Raw genomic sequence first — 18,477 nt, forward strand, 5'->3', positions numbered from 1 at the left:
ACTATAAATAGCACATAATGAACCTACTCTTAATATCTATAGCACCAGTTGCTATAATTCTTGTTTACATATACTATCGTGATAAGTACGAAAAAGAACCTATTTCTCTTTTATTAAAGGGTTTAGTAGCTGGAATGCTGATTGTTCTTCCTGTTATAGTTGTGGAAAGAGCTATTTCGGCAGGTTTGCCTTATATATTCTCGGAGAAAATAGGGATGGCTTTTGGTAATGCATTTCTAGTAGCCGGATTTAGCGAAGAGGCTTTTAAGTTATTGGCCGTATATATTCTTATCTGGAAGAATCCTAATTTTAATGAACGTTTTGATGGAATAGTATATGCGGTTTTTGTTTCGCTTGGTTTTGCCTTAGTGGAGAATATTATGTATGTATTTTCTAACGGACTTAGTGTGGGAATTTCAAGAGCATTTACGGCTGTTCCTGCTCATGCTATGTTTGGTATTGTAATGGGATATTATTTGGGATTAGCCAAGTTTATCAAAGAGTCGAGGTCAAAATATATGTTATTAGCTATTCTAGTACCGATTCTTTTTCATGGTATATACGATTTTATATTAATGGTTCAAATTGAATGGGTTCTTTTATTCTTTTTGCCATTTCTGTTTTACATGGTATATCGGGTAAAAATTAAACTAAAGGAACACGAAGAAAATTCGGTATTTAAATATGATTAATATAAATCTTCAACACGAATTAGTTTTTACAACTTCTCGCAGTTCAGGGCCAGGAGGACAAAATGTAAACAAGGTAAATACCAGGGTTATTATTCACTTTGATGTGCTTCATTCGCAGGTTTTAAACGAACAGCAACGGATGATTGTATTTAATAAGCTACAAAACAGGATTAATAAAGAAGGTCAGTTAGTTATAGCTTGCGAAGAGACTAGGTCTCAGTTGAGGAATAAGGAGATCGCAGTTGATTTGTTACATCAATTAGTGCAGCAAGCGTTAAAACCTGTGGTGAAACGAAAAGCTACAAAACCAACACGTTCTTCTAAACTGAAAAGACTACAAAGCAAGAAAATTAAGGGCGAGAAAAAGGCCAATAGAAGAAAGCCTGATTATTAGTTTTAAGATAAGAATTTGATAAAATACAACAGGCTGCCTATTCTAGAAGCAGCCTGTTGTATTTTATCACTCATGCTTGAGTGTGATTTATAAATCTTATTTTGAAGTGATGATTACTTCTTGCGATTTAAAATCTCCTGACTTAGCAGTTACTTTTATAGTTCCAGCTTCCTTGGTCGACTGGATTATTGCTAAACATCTTCCTTTAGCAGTGGTAATGCTGCTCGATTGAAAATCATTGATATTATCATCTTCACCTGTATCTACTCCTAAAAGCTTAGCAGGTCCTTCAATTTCAAATTCAATTTTAGTGTTGTCTGTTTTTACAGTACGACCTTCTTCATCTACTAACTGAACTACAATATGCGAAACATCATAAGCATCTGCTTCAAGCGATGTTTTATCAGCCGTTAAAGTAAATTCGGTTGGTTTAGTTGTAGTATGTAATTCAGCTATTACCTCCTGACCGTCAAAACCTGCTTTGGCTGTTAATGTACCAGCTTCAAAAGGAACCGTCCAACGGAAAATACGATCTGGACATTCCGACATACTTCTTCTTCCAATGGAGCGCCCGTTTAGTAATAATTCGACAATGGTGTGGTTCGAACATACTTCTACAGTAACCATTTCACCTTCTTCGTAGTTCCAGTGCATATTAGAATCTCTCCAACGATACGATCCGCTGTTTTCTGGTAATTGCTGGCCTGAAATATTAGTTCTCTTAAAACCAGACTCACTCAATGGTAAGGTACCAATTGAGATATGTGGTTCGTTTACCCAAATGCTTTTAAAATAGTTCCAACCTTGAACTTTAAAGCCAGCAATGTTCAACATATCTGACCATCCACTTTTTGAAGGCCAATCACCATGACGTTCTCCTATGTAACCAATACCAGTCCACATAAAAATGCTGAATACACCAGGGTTTTCAATCACCTGTTTCCAATCATCCCAAGTTCCTGGGTTTTCGTTAATGGTAATTTGTTTGTGGGGGAAATGTTTTAGTGCCCAAGGAATATCCTTGTTGCGGTAGCTAAATCCTACTAAATCAACAGCATCCGCATATCCACTTACCATACTTGTTTGTGGTACCACTAAGTTAGCTGTTGTTACACGACTCGGGTCAAGTTCTTTTACCCAGGCGTTTAATTTTTTAGCAGTCTCAGCTAAAATATATTCACCTTTTTCCGACTCAATGTAACGCTGTTTCATCTCTTCAGCAGAGAACATTGGAGCGCTTCCCCAATATTTACCTGAGTTTTGAGGATCTTCAGGGTCTTTCCAGAATCCAGTTACATAACGGTAATGTAAATAAGTCCACTCAATTTCGTTACCAATACTCCATTGGAAAACACTTGGGTGGTTGCGGTCGCGCATTACGGTACGTGTTAAATCACTTTTAGCCCATTTCTGAAAATGCTCCACATAACCACGAGTAATATAATCCTCGTTTCTATCGTGATAGTTTAGGCGCTTATCTTTAGCGTAATCCCACTCATCGAAAATTTCGTCTTGTACCAAGAAACCCATTTCATCACATAGGTCAAGGAACTCTTGAGAATATGGATTGTGCGCAATACGAATAGCATTTACGCCAGCTTCTTTTAGTTTTTGTAGTCTTCTTGCCCAAACTCCTTTAGGAACAGCAGCACCCACTAAACCACCATCGTGGTGAATACAGATACCTTTTACATCGGTGTTAACACCATTTAAATAAAAGCCCGACTTAACATCAAATCGTAAAGAACGAATACCAAACGGAGTGGTGTACTCGTCTACAATAACACCATCTTTAATTACTTTGGTAATGGCCTTGTACATATTGGGTGTTTCTGGCGACCATAAACCAGGGTTGCTTACTTCAAAATTTTGTACAAAAGCTTCTTTGTTGTTTTTCTTAACCACACAATCCGTATTAGCACTGGCCACTGGAGCACCGTTAGCATCAATTAACGAAGTAGTTAAAATAAATGCACTTTCTGTATCTAATTCGTTTTCAACTGTAACTTCAAGCTTTACAGTAGCTTTGTCTGCAGCTACCTCAGGTGTTGTTATGTAAGTTCCCCAAATAGGAATACGTACTTTATCTACGGTAATTAATTTAACGTTACGATAGATACCGCTACCTGTGTACCAACGGCTATCGGCATAGCGCGAATGGTCTACATGTACGGTTAATACGTTATCCTTACCATCTGTATTTAAATACTCCGTTAAATTCCAGTATACAGGAGAGTAACCATAAGGATTTTCGCCTAATAGGTGACCATTTAACCAATAGGTAGCATTGTTATAAACCCCATCGAATAATACAAAGGTGCTTTTCTCTTCTTTTTTAGCTGGCGTTTGAAAATGCTTTTGATATACACCAACACCACCTGGTAAATAACCAGTACATCCTTCGAGTGTTGAATCAAAAGAAGCCTCTACACTCCAGTCGTGTGGTAAACGAACATCGCGCCAATCGGCATCTGCCATCGGAACTTGCGTAGGCAAGGCTGTATCTTTTTGTAATGCAAACTTCCAACCAAAGTTGAAGTCTGTTTCTCTGCTAAATTCTGTTTTCTCTGTTCCACACGATACTAATATCAATGCAAAAGCTAGAAATAATAAGATTTTGTTCATGTTTAAATTGTGTTTTTATATTTGAAACAATTGCGATTCTGTCTTCGCTTATTTAGTCATTGTCTGTTTATAAACCCTAATTAGCAATACAAGTATAATCAAGATACTATTTAAAGTTCACTTTTACACGTAGACAAAAACTTGACATGGTATTTTGATACTTGAACATTACTTGAACAAATTCTAATGTGTTATTGTGTAGTGGGAGGTAAGTGATTGTTATATACGTGTGTATCATACCTTGATACATGTTTTGTTAGTTGGTTAAGATGAATGAATTCAAGTTATATTTTTGAATAAAGGGTAAATAAATATTTATGCAGAACGACAAAAATTCCCCTTTATTAATGTAATAAAAGGCCTTTAGATTGGGTAAGTTATCAAATACACTCTATAGGGTTTAAGTGGAAAACTGATTATAATATGAGAAATTTTAATTGAGGCTTAGTATAAAGAATCATAAATTCTTTAGGGAGTCTCTGCACGTTTGTTAACCTTAGGAAGTTTATTAATCAAAATAAAGAAAGCTCCAATAATTAATAAATCACTAACTATTTCAATTATGCTTGGTATTATGTTGAAATATAATGAGTAAAGGACGTTGTTTCCTTTAGCACTTAAATATTCTTGCCATCTTAAGAGAAAAGAGTCTTGAATTAGGAAGTTTGAAAATGGAGCAATAATCAAAAGAACTAAAACTAATATTCCGAATATTCTTAGTTTTTTTCTGTCAAGTATAAGGTCAGGAATTTTCTGTACAGTACTGAAGTTATCCATTTTACTAAAGTTAATAATAAAAACAATAAGGCCTATCAATACTAATCCGTCTATTATTCTGCCTGTAATGAAAACTGTCATTATTGGCAAATCCAATAGTTTCACAACTCCGAAAAACAGATTTGAAAACAAAGCATTTAGTTGAGATAACCCCCAGTATGTAATTATGCTAGTTACAAAGCATAGTATTAATAGGTAATGGTTCTTCAAATCGATATTTGGGTTCATAATATTTTTGCCTTATTTGTTAGGTATTTAGTGCTTTAATTCAATTTGTATTTGTAGTAAGTTGATTTATTCCCATCGGTAGGTGTTATTTTCGTTGCTTATTATTGTCCGTTGTTATTTGTATTCCTTCGATTAGAATTAATATAATTCTCAAAATCTGGTATTAAGATATCCTCATTCAATAGGTACGGATAAATCTTTGAAGGGGACATTGTAAATGAATCAATTAAGTTGATAAAATAAATGTCATCCAAAATCCAGTTTACATTATAAAATACGATTGCTTCATCCCTTTCTATTGGTAGTTTATGAAGTTTTGATTTTTTAAACTCATTATCAAAGCCAACCTCCTCATAACTTTTAAAACTATAGGGTGTTTCAAAAACAAATAAGGTTTGCAAATTATCAGTAATTAAGTTTATGGAATAAATTTGGCTTAATGTGTCTAAAACTACTTCATTTTCTTGGTGCGCTGCAAATATGAAATAGGTGTTATTTTTTGCGAAGTATGAATAAGAAAGTTGGCTGGTAGTAACCGAACCTTCTTTCGCATATACCTTTTGTTGCATTACCTGTTCAACATCTTTTATTTTCAAAGCCTTTATTGAATCTATTTTTAGTTTTGAAATGGTATTAAATTCATAATACATATTGGGTAAATAACTACATAAGCTATCTTGTTTTGCGGAGTTAACCACTTCATTTAGGTTACTGATGGCATAATGAAGAAGGTTTAGTGTGTTATTTACCTCGAAATGAAATCCAAATTGTCGGATAACTATCTTTTCGAGAGAATCCGTAGGTTCTATACTGTAAATTTCTTTATTGATGTTATTCTGGTCTAGTTCATTTAACATTGAATAAGGAACCATTTGATATACATCTGCATTTAATGTACTATCATGAACCGAAGTGAAATAACTTTTGGATCTATAGCTGCCTTTGCCGATGTTCATGAAGCTAAAATTGTGTCCTTTATAACTATTGCCATAATCATGGATGAAGTCAAGGAAGACAGGCTCGTTATAATTCAAGTGGTTGCAGAGTAAAGATGCATATTCCCCAATTATTCTTGCATTATTAATTTCTTCAAACATAAAACCTGTCTTAAACCTTACAGTTACTTTATCAAACTTGTATGTAAAGTGTTTATCTGTATGAGCATAGGATTTAGCAAAACTTATTAATAATAAGAGTACAAAAATGTATTTCATTATTTTTTAGGCTTTCGTTTTTTCATTTTAATTAGTTATTGCTAGTATTTGATTCATCACACCCGTAATCAACAATTAGTTCTAACTCTTTGTCATTTTTAAATAATTTGACATTCACTAACCCTTGTGTTTTAACCATTGAATCTCCAATTTCAATTTGTTCAAAGTTTCCATTCTGAAAAAGAACCCAGTTCTGTATTTTTTGAAGTTTACCATCATTTTCAATTTCAATTGTTTTATAAGAATGATTGATTTTATCAATGTATTTGTTGCTTATAATACCAGCCCATTGTGTTTGACGAAATTGTTCTTCATATTCACACCGATCTACTTCCGAAAAGTTATTCGTGTAAGAAAATACGGAGGTTATAAATACTATAGTTAATAGAGGAAACGCTGTCCCTAAAATAAAATATATTAATTTCTCAATTATTTTTTTTGTCTTTATAAATAGCTTCCACAAGTTACAGATATCTCTTACATAACCACTAAACCAATTAATTGGATATCCTTTAGTTTTTAAAATATACTTAATCAAGTAAGCTGATAAATTTAATGTTATCACTAAAACTACAATCTTATAGAATGAATCCTGCATTTCTGTTTTATATAGAATATGTATCTAAACTGTTTTTAATAAAGCCTACTAATTAGCTCAGCCAAATTTAACAATAAAAACTTCTTATGCTATAAGTACTACTTTAATATGAGAGAAAAAGGATGCTTTAATCTAGAGCAAGTAGATATGTATTTTATGGGAGTATGGTTTGCGTCAGCAATGCAAATCTGCAGCAGCTGTGTAATGGTTTGCATCAGCGATGTAAACTTAAAGTATCGTCATTTAATGAGCTGTGTGTTTGATTTATTGTTAGTTACCCATGGTTCACTGTTCCCTGTTTTAATTACCACAAATACCTTTAATATCATTTACCGTGTTTTTATATTCAAAGTAGTTGCTTACACCAACCGAACCTCTAACACTAAACTCAATATAATCGGATCCAACTTCTAGTATAACACCATTAAATCCGTTGGCCAGTAGCTGTGTTTCAATTTCAGGGCCTGTTAACGGAATACCTATATCATCGGTACCGCGTAATAAGGTGCGTTGAACAAATGGAATACGCACATATTTAAACTTTTGAATGACATCGAATACCTCGACCGAAGTATAGGGAGGAACAGTTATTTTTCTATTGCTAGAAACTTTTTCTGTTTCGGTATATGAAGTACTGCTACTGTTGGTTTTTGATTGCCCAAAAGCAGTTGTATTGCTGTTTGATAAGGTTCCCGATGCCGATACGCTTACGCCCACCCCAAATACGGTTCCATTGGCTGAGGCACTAATGGTAGCCGATTTACTATCGGTTTGACTGGAATATAAGTTAGCACTCTCTTGCATGCCTATTAATACAGTTTTAGTTTCGGTTTGATTATTACCCACAAAGTATTGCCCTGTGGCCCCCGAGCAATTATGAATGGTTTGGTCAAATGCAAAGTCCATTTGTGCAGGCGGCACTATAGCTGCTGAGTATTCTGTACCTAAATCTTCGTATTGCCAGGTAATATTTGCAGCAACTACATTTAATGCTAAATCTTCTGCAGTACTCAATGTGTTGGACAATGCAGCTTGATGATACCCATAAATGTTCACCCATTTTTGTTTAAAGAAATCGCTACCATTAGCAGGTCTTATTTTTACTTGTCCATCACGAGTACCTTCAAATTTAAACTTATGCTTGTCTTCAAGGGTAACGGCACCATTGTCATCGCTATAATTGGCATTCCATCTTAATACACCATCGTATAATTCTAAATAGCAGTTTTTAAATGCTGTTTTTATGGCATAAACATCATCACCTAAAGGTATAAAGTAGAATTGCTGAATTTTATGATGGTCACTGTTCGGACTATCTCTGAAAAGGGTACTTACTATAAAGATATTATCATAAGATTTACTTGAAAAATTGATCCTATTACCCCCTAAGTATCTATTGTTATATAGGATGTAATGCGGAACGTTAGGGTTAAATTTAATGGCCTGGAATAACCTTGGTTTTTCTGTTTCAACCGTTAAGGTTCTGTTACTTCCACTAATGATAAACTTGGTATTGGATTCTGTTTCAATCAAATTATTTTGAGCATCATATACAGAAGCTTCAATCGCAACCCCTTCGCTGAAAAGAAATATTTGGTCGGCACTTAGGTTTTCACGTTTTATTTTAAATAAGGCCATATGTGTATAATCATCTACCTCGATATTATTTTGCGATAAAGCACTTAGGTCACCTCCAATACTCACATTTACTGTAGTGGGTTTATAACCACGTACGGCTAATAGACGTGTATCTATTCCAATTCCAATTTCTCCTGCATCCACAGGAATGGTGTTAACTGTAGAATCTGAAATTCCCGCAAAGCGTGTAGTTCCATCAGTTTCTCCCACATCCTTCGGTTGGGGTTTTTCTACTACTTCAAAAGTACAGTTGCTAAAAGCAGTTACAAAACTTATTAAGACTATATAGAGTATATTTTTCATTTGTTTGAATTTGGTGTCGACTCACAAGTATTAAGACTGATGAACACAGTACTGAGCTTTATGCATCATCCTTAATAGGCTTGTTTTATCTCATTAAAATTTAATCGTTTATCCGTGTTTGCAATTAATTAGCCTAATAGGCAAGCGCTAATTACAAGCACCTTCAATGTCGTGCAAACTATTGTTGTATTCAAAGTAATTGGCCACATTTACCGAGCCTCTGATGCCAACAACTGCATAGTCGCTACCTATTTCTTCAATATGACCAGAGAACTGGTTAGCTATTAATTGTGCTTCAATTTCAGTACCCGTTAAATGATAGGCTTCTATGGAACCTCGCACAATAAAACGCTGCACAAACGGTATTTGTACATTTTCTAATTTTTGAATAGCATCAAATACCTCAACTGCACTATAAGGCAGCACGGTAATGGTTCTGCTGGATGATACCTGCTGTGTTTCATCAAAAGTAATGCTTTGGCTACTTTGCTTATCATTACCAAATTCAGTGGTAGAGGAGGAGGCCAAAGTGCCTGAGGCAGAAACGCTAACTCCAACGCCAAAAAAGGAACCTGAGGCAGAGGCTTCGATAGTGGCTGATTTGCTATCTGTAGAGCTCGAAAACATATTCAGACTTTCTTCAAAGGCCATGGTGGTTCTTTTCTTTTCGCTACTAGAAATACCCACTTTGTAATCGCCAGTGGCTCCCGAGCAGTTGACGATGGTCTGCTGAAAGGCAAAATCCATTTGTGCGGGAGGAATGATAGCTGGCGAATATTTGGTGCCTAACTCGTCATAATCCCAAGAAATATTATCGGCAAAAATTTTAAATTCTACATCGTTTGAAGCGTCATCATCAAAAAAGATAAACGAATGATTACTATTGGGATACTGAACGCTTAAGTATTCACCTGTTTCGGGTTCTTGTATTTTTACATTTCCACCTTGGGTTTGTATAAGCTTAAATCTACCGTAATCAGGATAATAAATGTCGTCGAAATTTGGTTGAGTCCAGTATAGTTGAGTATAATCACCATTACTATATTCTTGGTATATGTCAGCCTGTAAAAATCTTTGCGTTATTTCGTTACGGATGTAATAACTTGAATCGTTATTAAAGTTGGGAGATTTAATAATACTGAAGCGGGCTTCACCAAAATAAAAGGGACGTCCTTCGGGTTTAGATCTTGAGTATAAATTTAAACTTCCCGATGTTTGTTCTCCATACCTACAAGAGGTTTCCCAATTCTCTGGGTCGTAGCAATAAAAAATGTCGCCTCCCTCGGGTCTAACACTTAAAAACTCAAAACTATTTTCTGAGGCTACTTTAAAGTAATGAACCACATTGGGGTTATAATGTAAGGGTTTTAATATACGGTGGCGGTTGGAGGTTATTTTTAAGGTTCTGGCGGTGGTGTTAATTATGTAACGAGAAATACTTAAATCCTCCAAAGCATCTCCCATTTCATCAAATACAGTTATTTCAATGGGTAAACCATTGGCAAAAGCTTTCAATTGATTTTCGTTCAGCTCTTGTCGTTTAATTTTAAACTGTGCAAAATGGGTATACTCATTTACCACAATATCGTTTTGAGAATAAGCACTGAGGTCACCCTCAATTTTTACATTTGCTGTAGTAGGATAATAACCTAATAAGGCCAAGGACCGCGTATCTATCGAAAAACCAATTTCACCTTGGTCTATAGGAATAGATTTCAAGGTTTCTTCAGATATTTCATTGACTATTCCACCAGCACTGTTGGTTAATTCTTCAGCTGCTTCTTCAACATCCTGAAGTAATTCAATTTTACAACCGCATAAAATAACTATAAGGAGTAATATTATATATTTCATGTTCATAGATGATGGATTTAAATGATAGAAAAGACCTGTTTCTAGTCGCTTTCAAAGCTACGAACAATAAAAGATAAGTATGTCTTTTATTGTTGCGCGCGATAAATAATTATACTAGTGTTTTAGGATGATAATAAGGACTTAATAAGTCGTATGTTCGAATATATTGGGATGAATTATATTAAAAATAGACTTACACAACATAAGAAAGTAGAAAGAAATAAGAATACTTGTTGAGTATTTGATAATTTGAGTAATTGTTAATTGCTCACTGTTTATTGTATAATGTGTTAACACATATGTTGTTATGTTTTAAGAAGTTTTATGGCTTTTAAAGCGTATAAAAACACTAGGATTATTGATTGTTAAAGAGTGTTTAAAAATGTGTTTAAAAATGTAACTTTAGGCGCTGGTATCAGTACAAAGTCCAAGTGTATTTTACGAACTTCATTAACAATTTTTTGAATGAGACTCATAATGTTTAAAGGCATCTCACATAAACTATTTTTTACCATCTTATTTCTTATCACTTTTCAAATTATTACTGCTCAGCTAGCAGGTTTTAAAGCGCGTACTTTTCAGGAGCAGGATGGTCTGGCGCAAAATACGGTACATAAAATCTTACAGGATAGTAAAGGGTTTGTTTGGTTAGGTATGCGAACAGGAGGTTTAGACCGCTTTGATGGTTATACTTTTATGCATCACAGATATAATCCTTACAATCCCGACGGCATAGCAGGTAACCATGTAGCCACTTTAATAGAAGATAGTAAAGGTTATATATGGGTGGGATTACGAGATAGGGGTTTATCCCGTTATAATCCTCGTACCAAAAAATTTAAAAATTATGCCTACGTAAAAGATGATAGTACCGCATTATGTAGTAAGTCAGTATTAAGTTTGTGTGAAGATAAACTTGGTCAAATTTGGGTTGGAACAAGTTGGGGTCTATGTTTGTATCATCCTGATAGAGATAATTTTGAACAAATATATAAAGTAAAAGGAAAGAAGAATACCTATTTTAAAAATATCTCGGGTATTATCCATGTTGATGATCAACATATTTTAGTTTCTGTTCTTGCGGATGGTTTATTCTTATTGAATTCTGAAACTAAAGAAGTGGTAAAGCATTGGAAGTATGATGCAATAAATCCTCAAGGACTTAACTCGGATAAACTGTCCTCACTCATCATGGATAATCACGGTCAAATTTGGGTGGGAACCAGTAAGGCAGGAATTAATCGCTTAAGCGATATAAATTCAGATACATTTACACATATCGTTCACGATCCTAAAAACAGAAATACCATTTGTCATAATGATGTTCGGGGCATGGTGATGGCTTCAAATGGCGATTTATGGATATCAGGACCTGGAGGAATTAGTCTTATTTCTAAGGCTGAACTAAAGAATGATAAACCTTGGGTACAAAAATATCAGCAAAATATTAATGATAATAACAGTCTTAGCCAAAACGCGCTTTATACGGTAACTGAGGATAGGGATGGTGATTTTTGGGTTGGAACGTGGAGTAACGGAGTAAATTTTGTAAATACCAAAGGAACCAACTTTAAGTATTATCCAAGTATAGAAGATAATGTGTTTACGTTGAATGAGGATTTTGTGAGATGTATTACAAGGCACAATAGTAATCTTTATATCGGAACCCAGGGTGGAGGATTAAATATTATGAACCTGAACACAGGAAGGTACAAATATTTTAAACCCGATTATAAAAAGAATACCAAAGGTATAGAATCTATAACTGTTGAAAGGGTGGAAATATTTGACAATAAATATGTAATGATTGGTACAAACAACGGTGTAGCTTTTTTTGATGAGAACAAAGAAATATTTCATACTAACTTAAGGAAGAATACCGTTCGAGATGTTGAGTTTGATAAAGATCATAACCTATGGGTAGCGGGGCAACAAGGTTTGTATATCTTAGATACTTCAGAAAAGGGACTTGACCCTTCTAAATATAAAGATGAAGACTACAGGAGCATAGATAAAAACGCTCGTATTATATTCAAAGATTCTAAAGATAGAATGTGGGCAGGAACTAGTTATGGTCTTAAACTATTTACGGATACTGTTAAGTTTCAAAAGCACTTTGTGAGCATTGAAGGAGATGAAAATTCATTGAGCAATGAATTTATTAATTGTGTAACTGAGGATGCTGATAGTAGAATTTGGGTGGGTACGGCTGATGGTTTGCATATCTTTAGAGAAGATAGCGCAGATTTTATTCGCTTTGGCGAATGGGATGGATTGCCTACCAACGAAATTCACAATGTTTTCTTTGATGAGGATGGTTTAGTTTGGATAACGACTATAAAAGGACTGACTAGTTTTAAATACAACTCTAAGGCTAAAATAAAATCGGAAAGCTTTTCAGATTTTAAAACATACACTGTTGAAGATGGTCTGCAAGGAAACACCTTTACTACCAACTGTAACTATATTACAGAGGATGGCTTGGTTTATATTGGCGGTATGAATGGAATGAACTCCTTTGAACCAACTAATCTTGTTACTAACACCATTAAGCCGAGAGTTACTTTATCTGGATTTAAGCTGTTTAATAAAGCAGTTGAAATTGGCACAAAAGATTCTCCTTTAAAGGCGGATATTGCCTATATCGAAGAGTTAGAGTTAAACCATAAACAAGTATCGTTTACTATTGAGTATTCTGCTTTAAATTTTAATGCAGCAGAAAAATGCGAGTATATGTACAAATTAGATGGTCATGAGAAAGAGTGGAATAAGGTAGGTAAACGAAGAGAAGCTAACTTTTCTAATTTACCAGCAGGAGAGTATACTTTTATGGTAAAAGCTTCTAATAATGATGGACTTTGGAATGATGAGCCAACAGAACTCTCCATTGTTATTCATCCTGCATGGTGGAACACTTGGTTGTTTAGAATATTAGTATTAATCATTATCTCGGGTGCAGTATATTATATAGTAAGGCGTCGAACGCAAGAAGCTAAAGAACGTAGAAAAGAGCTGGAAGAAAAAGTAAGAGAAGCTACTGCTGAGTCGGATAGAAAAAATGCTGAGTTAGCAGATGCACAGGTGAAATTGAGTGGTGTGATAGAAGATGTAAAGCTTAAATTAGGAAAAACATCCACAAAACTATTAGAGGCTACCAATAGTCAGGCATCTAGTATAGAGGAAGTATCTGCATCCATCGACCAAATGGTTAATGAGATTAACGAAAATGCTTCGGGAACAGCTAAAATGTTTGATAACGCACAAGTAGTGGAGAATAATTCAGCCGAAAGTGTAAGTATTTTTTCTAAAGCGGTTGATTCTATTGAAGATGTGGCGAAGGGAATACAAAGCATTACTGAGTTTGCACGTACTACTAACTTACTATCGTTAAATGCCGCTATAGAGGCTGCTAAGGCAGGAGAGCATGGACGAAGTTTTGGTGTAGTGGCTAATGAAGTGAAAAAACTAGCTGATAGTTCGCAGGAAGTGGCCGTGGAAATTAAAAAGCTTTCAAATAACGGGCTAGATTTATCACACGAAGCCAACGAAAAAATTGTTGCGTTGCAAGAATATATCAAGGATATTGTCGGGTTGATTTCGCAAATCAGAAGCTCAACGCAAAGTCAATCTTACGAAGCCTCTAATGTTAATACGGCCATTCAGCAAATATCCAATTATGTAAGTGATACTGCTAATTTAGCCGAGCAATTAGATGAAGCGATAAAATCATTATCTCTAGAAGGTTAATTTTTGATTTATTTAGTGTCTATCGATATGATAAAGGGTTTGAGTTATAAAATTCAAATACAAGGCTTGTGAAGTCATAAACACATATTAGTTTAAATACTGACAAGGTCTCTCATATACTGAGAGGCCTTTTTTTATGGACTGCAATGGTAAGTTTGTACTACCAGACATATAACTTTTATCCTCAGGTACTCTAAATCGTGTTTATTAAAATTTCTTTGTATTAGAGCTTTGAGCGATATGAGTTCAACTATAAAAAAATGTAATCAGTCTTGTGTCTCGTCATAAATGTCTGGATACTAAATTAGCGTATATGAAAAGAAGAGATTTTTTTAGAAAAGCAACGGTTGGAGCAGTAGGTGCAAGTTTGGTACCTGTTGTAGGAAATGCTGCCAACCATAATCAAGGTGTTGTTGATAGAGAAAACGACCGATGGTATCAAGTGGCCAAAGGAAAAATGGGAACTCCGGATAGACAAGAAACTATCGATTGTGATGTCCTTGTTTTAGGAGGCGGTATGGCTGGTATTTCGGCTGCAGTATCCGCTGCGCGTAACGGGGCAAATACAGTCTTGGTTCAAGATCGTCCTGTGCTTGGAGGTAATGCTTCAAGTGAGATGCGTGTAACTGTCAATCAAGGAAGTCATAAAGAACGTGAATCGGGTATTGTAGAAGAAATATTGATTGAGAACTGGGTATATAATCCGCAGGACTCCTACAATGTTTGGGATCATGTTTTATATGGCTATGTAACGCGCGAAAAAAATCTTCGACTAATGCTAAATACACAGGCTATTAGTGCCGAGATGGATGGCGATAAGATTAAAACCGCTATTTGTTGGGGTATCACCAACGAAACAGAATATAAGATTAACGCTAAGCAATTTATTGATTGTTCGGGAGATGGTTTATTAGCTGCCACTGCAGGTGCAGAGTACAGAACAGGTCGTGAGAGTAGAAACGAGTTTGGTGAGGATCATGCGCCGGAGCAAGCGGATGGCTGGACAATGGGAGATTGCATTATGATGGTTACAAAGGATATGGGCAAGCCCGTTCCGTTTAAAGCGCCGCATTATGCTATTCCGTTTGATTATGAAGCTGCCTTTAAAGATAAGCACAGAAGAATTAAACAGGTAAAAGAAGGTTATTGGTGGGTTGAAGTTGGCGACGATTTTGATATTATTGCTAACCGTGAAAATATCCGTCATAAATTGATGGCCTATTTTTATGGGGTGTGGGATTATATTAAGAATTCCGGGGATCATCCCGAAGCAGATAATATTGCTTTGGATTGGGTTGGTTCTATTCCAGGAAGAAGAGAGTCGCGTAGGTTTATGGGCGATATCTTGTTAAATCAAGTGGACTTGGCCAATAACAAAACTTTTGATGATGCAGTTGCTTTTGGTGGCTGGTCGTTTGATGAGCATAATCCAGGTGGAATTGAAGATTTATCGCAGCCAGCAAGTTATTTCCATAAAGGCGTTAAAGAGTTGTATCAAATTCCTTATGGTGCATTATATTCTAAAAATATCCAGAATCTTTCTTTCTCAGGACGTAATATTAGTGTAACCCATATGGCCTTATCGTCAACACGTATTATTGGTACTTGCTCAACTATGGGACAAGCAACTGGAACGGCAGCAGCAATGTGTGTTAAGAAGGGAATTAACCCTTGCGAATTACGTAAAAAACATATTAAAGAATTACAGGAGCAATTGCTTCGCGATGATGCTTTTATTCCACGCAGACCAGCGCTTGATAAAAGTGATTTAGCTAAAAAAGCAGATGCTATCATGGGTTCTTCTACTATTTCGGGAGATGCTAAAAACCTTGTGGATGGTATGTCTCGCGATAGAGCCGATAAGATTCACCATTGGGAAGCGGATGGTTTAAATGCAGAATTGCAGTTAGAATGGAAAAAGCCGGTCAGCATTTCTAAGGTTGAGTTAAAGGGAGAAACAGTGGTAAGTCGCAAAATGATGATGCACAAAAATCCTGAAAAATATACGAAGCAAGGACAAATAAATGCTGTACCGCCAGAATTAATAAAAACAGCTACTGTTGAGGCTCGTATCAAAGGTAAATGGGTAGAAGTTGCCAAAATTGAAGATAATATTACCCGTTTAATGAAAACAAGTTTTGAACAAGTTAAAACGACTGCTGTTCGCATTAAGTTGAACGAAACTTGGGGTTATAAGAACGCCAAATTGTATGAAGTACGTTGTTATTCGTAATCTGATGTAACTATTAAATGTTTGGAAAACAATTATATATAGTTTGGAGTATTGGCCTGCTCATCCCTATTTTTTTAGGGATGAGAGCAGGTACGCCTCTAACTCCAACTAATAGTGTTATTCATGAGGTAGAATACAGGCATCCAGGCAATAAAGACGATTTTTATACATCATACACACTGCACGAGCTAAAAGGTGATGATGGCATGCCTGAACAGTTTTATATAGATGTTCAATCCGTAATTTGTTTAGAAGATGTGTGTCAGGTAGTACCAGTTCGTTTGTATTGGAATAATATTGGTGAATATAAAAAGTATGAACTTGCTGAGGATATAAGCCTGGAGAAGGGGGATGGTGAATTTTTTGAAGAAAAAGATTATCTTCTTTTAGATAAGATTTTAGCAGATAATAATTCTCCCTTTAAAACAGTTGGTATTGACGAAATCATCAGTTCAATACCAGTGCACGGTGAAGAGGTAGACGGATATTCTGGTGCTACAACCTTAAATTTGCATTCTTCGGAATCTGTTGAAGGTGCAGCTTTAACCTGTTTTACCTTATGGCATTGGGCCAATGGATCTATTCAAGATTCAATTAGAAGGATAACGGGCGATGCTTGTAATACGCAACAGTTGCAAGAATTATTTCAGCATCAGGAATTGGCTTTTAGGTTATTTGCTTTGGAGCAAATGGGAGCGAAGGATTATTATAGTGTTGAATTTTATCATCAATTATTATCGCATACAACAATAGCAAACTCAAAGGAGATAAAAGCTAGCCTTAATTATTTGGAGCAAGGACCAACTGAGATGTATTTTAAAAGTATATTAGAGATGGTAGCTCAAGAAAACAAAGAACTGCGCATTTGTGCTTTAAGCTCACTGTCTAAATATAAAACCGAAGTACCTTTAAGTACACTAATTAATTTAAGCGAATACCTTTCAAACTTCAGTTCATATAGAGAAGTGAACCTATTATTGAGTATTATTGAAGAACAAAAAGCGTCATCTGTACAAATAACTGAAGAGGCAATAAAACTATTAACCAAAGATATACTGGTTGCCCGACGTGCTTATTGGTTTCTCGAAGATAAGAGCCTAACCCCCTCACAATACAAAGTTTATAAGAGATTTTATAAAAAGAATAAGGAGTACTTGTAGGTACATATCTTGTCTCTATTGGTCGTCCTTTGGGTTTATTAACTCCTCCATACATTTCCTGAACGCACAGACAAAGCATTTATAGCTATTAGTTGTTCTTTTGAGTAAACGATGAAATTTACAAATATGAACAACCGATTTTTGAGCTGCTTAGTAGTCGCTATTTTACTTCTTTTCTCGTCATGTAAAGATGAAAAAATACATGTAATACTATTGGCCGGTCAATCTAATATGGAAGGTGCGGGTAATTTTAATGCGTTAGATTCATTAACGCTGGCACGGATAAAAAAGATATCGAGCAGAGTGATGCTTAGTAATGGGGGTAAAGAAGCAGCTTCTATCTCGTTTCAATATTCAAAACATCATAAAGAAAAGTATGGCTTTGGTGAGCGTTTTGGTCCAGAAATGATGATGGCTCTGGATCTGGCAGCAGCCAATCCTGATAGAGAATACTTATTTATTAAATATGCTCAGGGAGGAACTTCTTTATACGGTGCTTGGAATCCTAATTGGGATGCAGAAAAAGCCGATATGGCAGAAAATAAGGATTTTAAAAAGAAGCTTAAACTATACTCTTTACATACTACACAGATAAAAGAGAATCTGGAACGTTTGAAACAACAAGGAAAAGAATACGAGATTATTGCTATGGGCTGGTTACAAGGCGAAAATGATGCTGCAAGGGAGTTCTCTGCAATCAGCTATAAAGAAAACTTACAAGAATTAATTAGTGCTTATCGCGATGTGGTAGGAAATAATGAACTACCTTTTATCATAGGTCAAATAAACTCTACTTACGGTAGGTTTAAGGAAGGGCCTGCGGTGGTTCGTAAAGCCATGGAAGAAGTGGCTGCAGCAGATAATAAGGTGGGTATTGTAAAAACATCAACAAATAGTACGTGGAGTGATTATCCTAAACATAGCGATAATACACATTATAACACAGAAGGACAAAAACGATTAGGCTTTGCATTTGCAGAAGAGTTAGTGCGCTTGCAAGATTAGTGTACGAAT

12 protein-coding genes are annotated in these 18,477 nt (G+C 35.4%); 6 read left to right on the forward strand and 6 right to left on the reverse strand.

Annotated elements, in window-relative coordinates:
- Positions 1-17: 17 nt before the first annotated feature.
- Together A8L32_RS20790 and arfB are read left to right on the forward strand one after the other, a co-directional pair.
- A complete protein-coding gene (locus A8L32_RS20790; protein WP_066632992.1) occupies positions 18-692 on the forward strand; it encodes a PrsW family glutamic-type intramembrane protease in 675 nt (224 codons plus the stop codon).
- Complete coding sequence (gene arfB / locus A8L32_RS20795) at positions 685-1,086, forward strand: alternative ribosome rescue aminoacyl-tRNA hydrolase ArfB (protein WP_066632994.1); 402 nt, start codon at positions 685-687, stop codon at positions 1,084-1,086. The genes A8L32_RS20790 and arfB overlap by 8 nt, the downstream gene beginning before the upstream one ends.
- Before the next feature lie 96 nt (positions 1,087-1,182).
- Here arfB and A8L32_RS20800 read toward each other — a convergent pair whose 3' ends face one another.
- From A8L32_RS20800 to A8L32_RS20825, 6 genes are all read right to left on the reverse strand, one after another.
- A complete protein-coding gene (locus A8L32_RS20800) occupies positions 1,183-3,711 on the reverse strand; it encodes a glycoside hydrolase family 2 TIM barrel-domain containing protein (RefSeq protein ID WP_066632996.1) in 2,529 nt (842 codons plus the stop codon).
- A 468-nt stretch (positions 3,712-4,179) separates the two neighbouring features.
- The gene (locus A8L32_RS20805; protein WP_066632998.1) at positions 4,180-4,716 is read right to left on the reverse strand and encodes a hypothetical protein; all 537 of its coding nucleotides are present in this window, start codon (positions 4,714-4,716) and stop codon (positions 4,180-4,182) included.
- A gap of 101 nt (positions 4,717-4,817) precedes the next feature.
- Positions 4,818-5,930 (reverse strand): hypothetical protein, encoded by a 1,113-nt coding sequence (locus A8L32_RS20810; protein ID WP_066633001.1) that lies wholly within the window; start codon positions 5,928-5,930, stop codon positions 4,818-4,820.
- A gap of 31 nt (positions 5,931-5,961) precedes the next feature.
- Positions 5,962-6,528: a hypothetical protein gene (locus tag A8L32_RS20815; protein WP_066633004.1), complete on the reverse strand. Its 567-nt coding sequence runs from the start codon at positions 6,526-6,528 to the stop codon at positions 5,962-5,964.
- Positions 6,529-6,828: 300 nt separating this feature from the next.
- Positions 6,829-8,469, reverse strand: a complete 1,641-nt coding sequence (locus tag A8L32_RS20820; RefSeq protein WP_066633007.1) for a hypothetical protein — start codon at positions 8,467-8,469, stop codon at positions 6,829-6,831.
- Between the two features lie 147 nt (positions 8,470-8,616).
- A complete protein-coding gene (locus A8L32_RS20825; protein ID WP_075591451.1) occupies positions 8,617-10,329 on the reverse strand; it encodes a hypothetical protein in 1,713 nt (570 codons plus the stop codon).
- Positions 10,330-10,788: 459 nt separating this feature from the next.
- On the opposite strand from A8L32_RS20825, the gene A8L32_RS20830 reads away from it, so the two are divergent.
- The 4 genes from A8L32_RS20830 (at position 10,789) to A8L32_RS20845 (ending at position 18,468) form a co-directional block, all read left to right on the forward strand.
- The gene (locus A8L32_RS20830; RefSeq protein WP_083631441.1) at positions 10,789-14,070 is read left to right on the forward strand and encodes a ligand-binding sensor domain-containing protein; all 3,282 of its coding nucleotides are present in this window, start codon (positions 10,789-10,791) and stop codon (positions 14,068-14,070) included.
- A gap of 313 nt (positions 14,071-14,383) precedes the next feature.
- Positions 14,384-16,303, forward strand: a complete 1,920-nt coding sequence (locus A8L32_RS20835; protein ID WP_066633017.1) for an FAD-dependent oxidoreductase — start codon at positions 14,384-14,386, stop codon at positions 16,301-16,303.
- A 17-nt stretch (positions 16,304-16,320) separates the two neighbouring features.
- Positions 16,321-17,463 carry a hypothetical protein gene (locus A8L32_RS20840; RefSeq protein ID WP_066633019.1) on the forward strand — a complete coding sequence of 381 codons (1,143 nt, stop codon included), beginning with the start codon at positions 16,321-16,323 and terminating at the stop codon, positions 17,461-17,463.
- Between the two features lie 126 nt (positions 17,464-17,589).
- A complete protein-coding gene (locus tag A8L32_RS20845) occupies positions 17,590-18,468 on the forward strand; it encodes a sialate O-acetylesterase (protein WP_158027270.1) in 879 nt (292 codons plus the stop codon).
- Positions 18,469-18,477: the final 9 nt, after the last annotated feature.

The organism is Labilibacter marinus, assembly GCF_001659685.2.
GTDB lineage: Bacteria > Bacteroidota > Bacteroidia > Bacteroidales > Marinilabiliaceae > Saccharicrinis > Saccharicrinis marinus.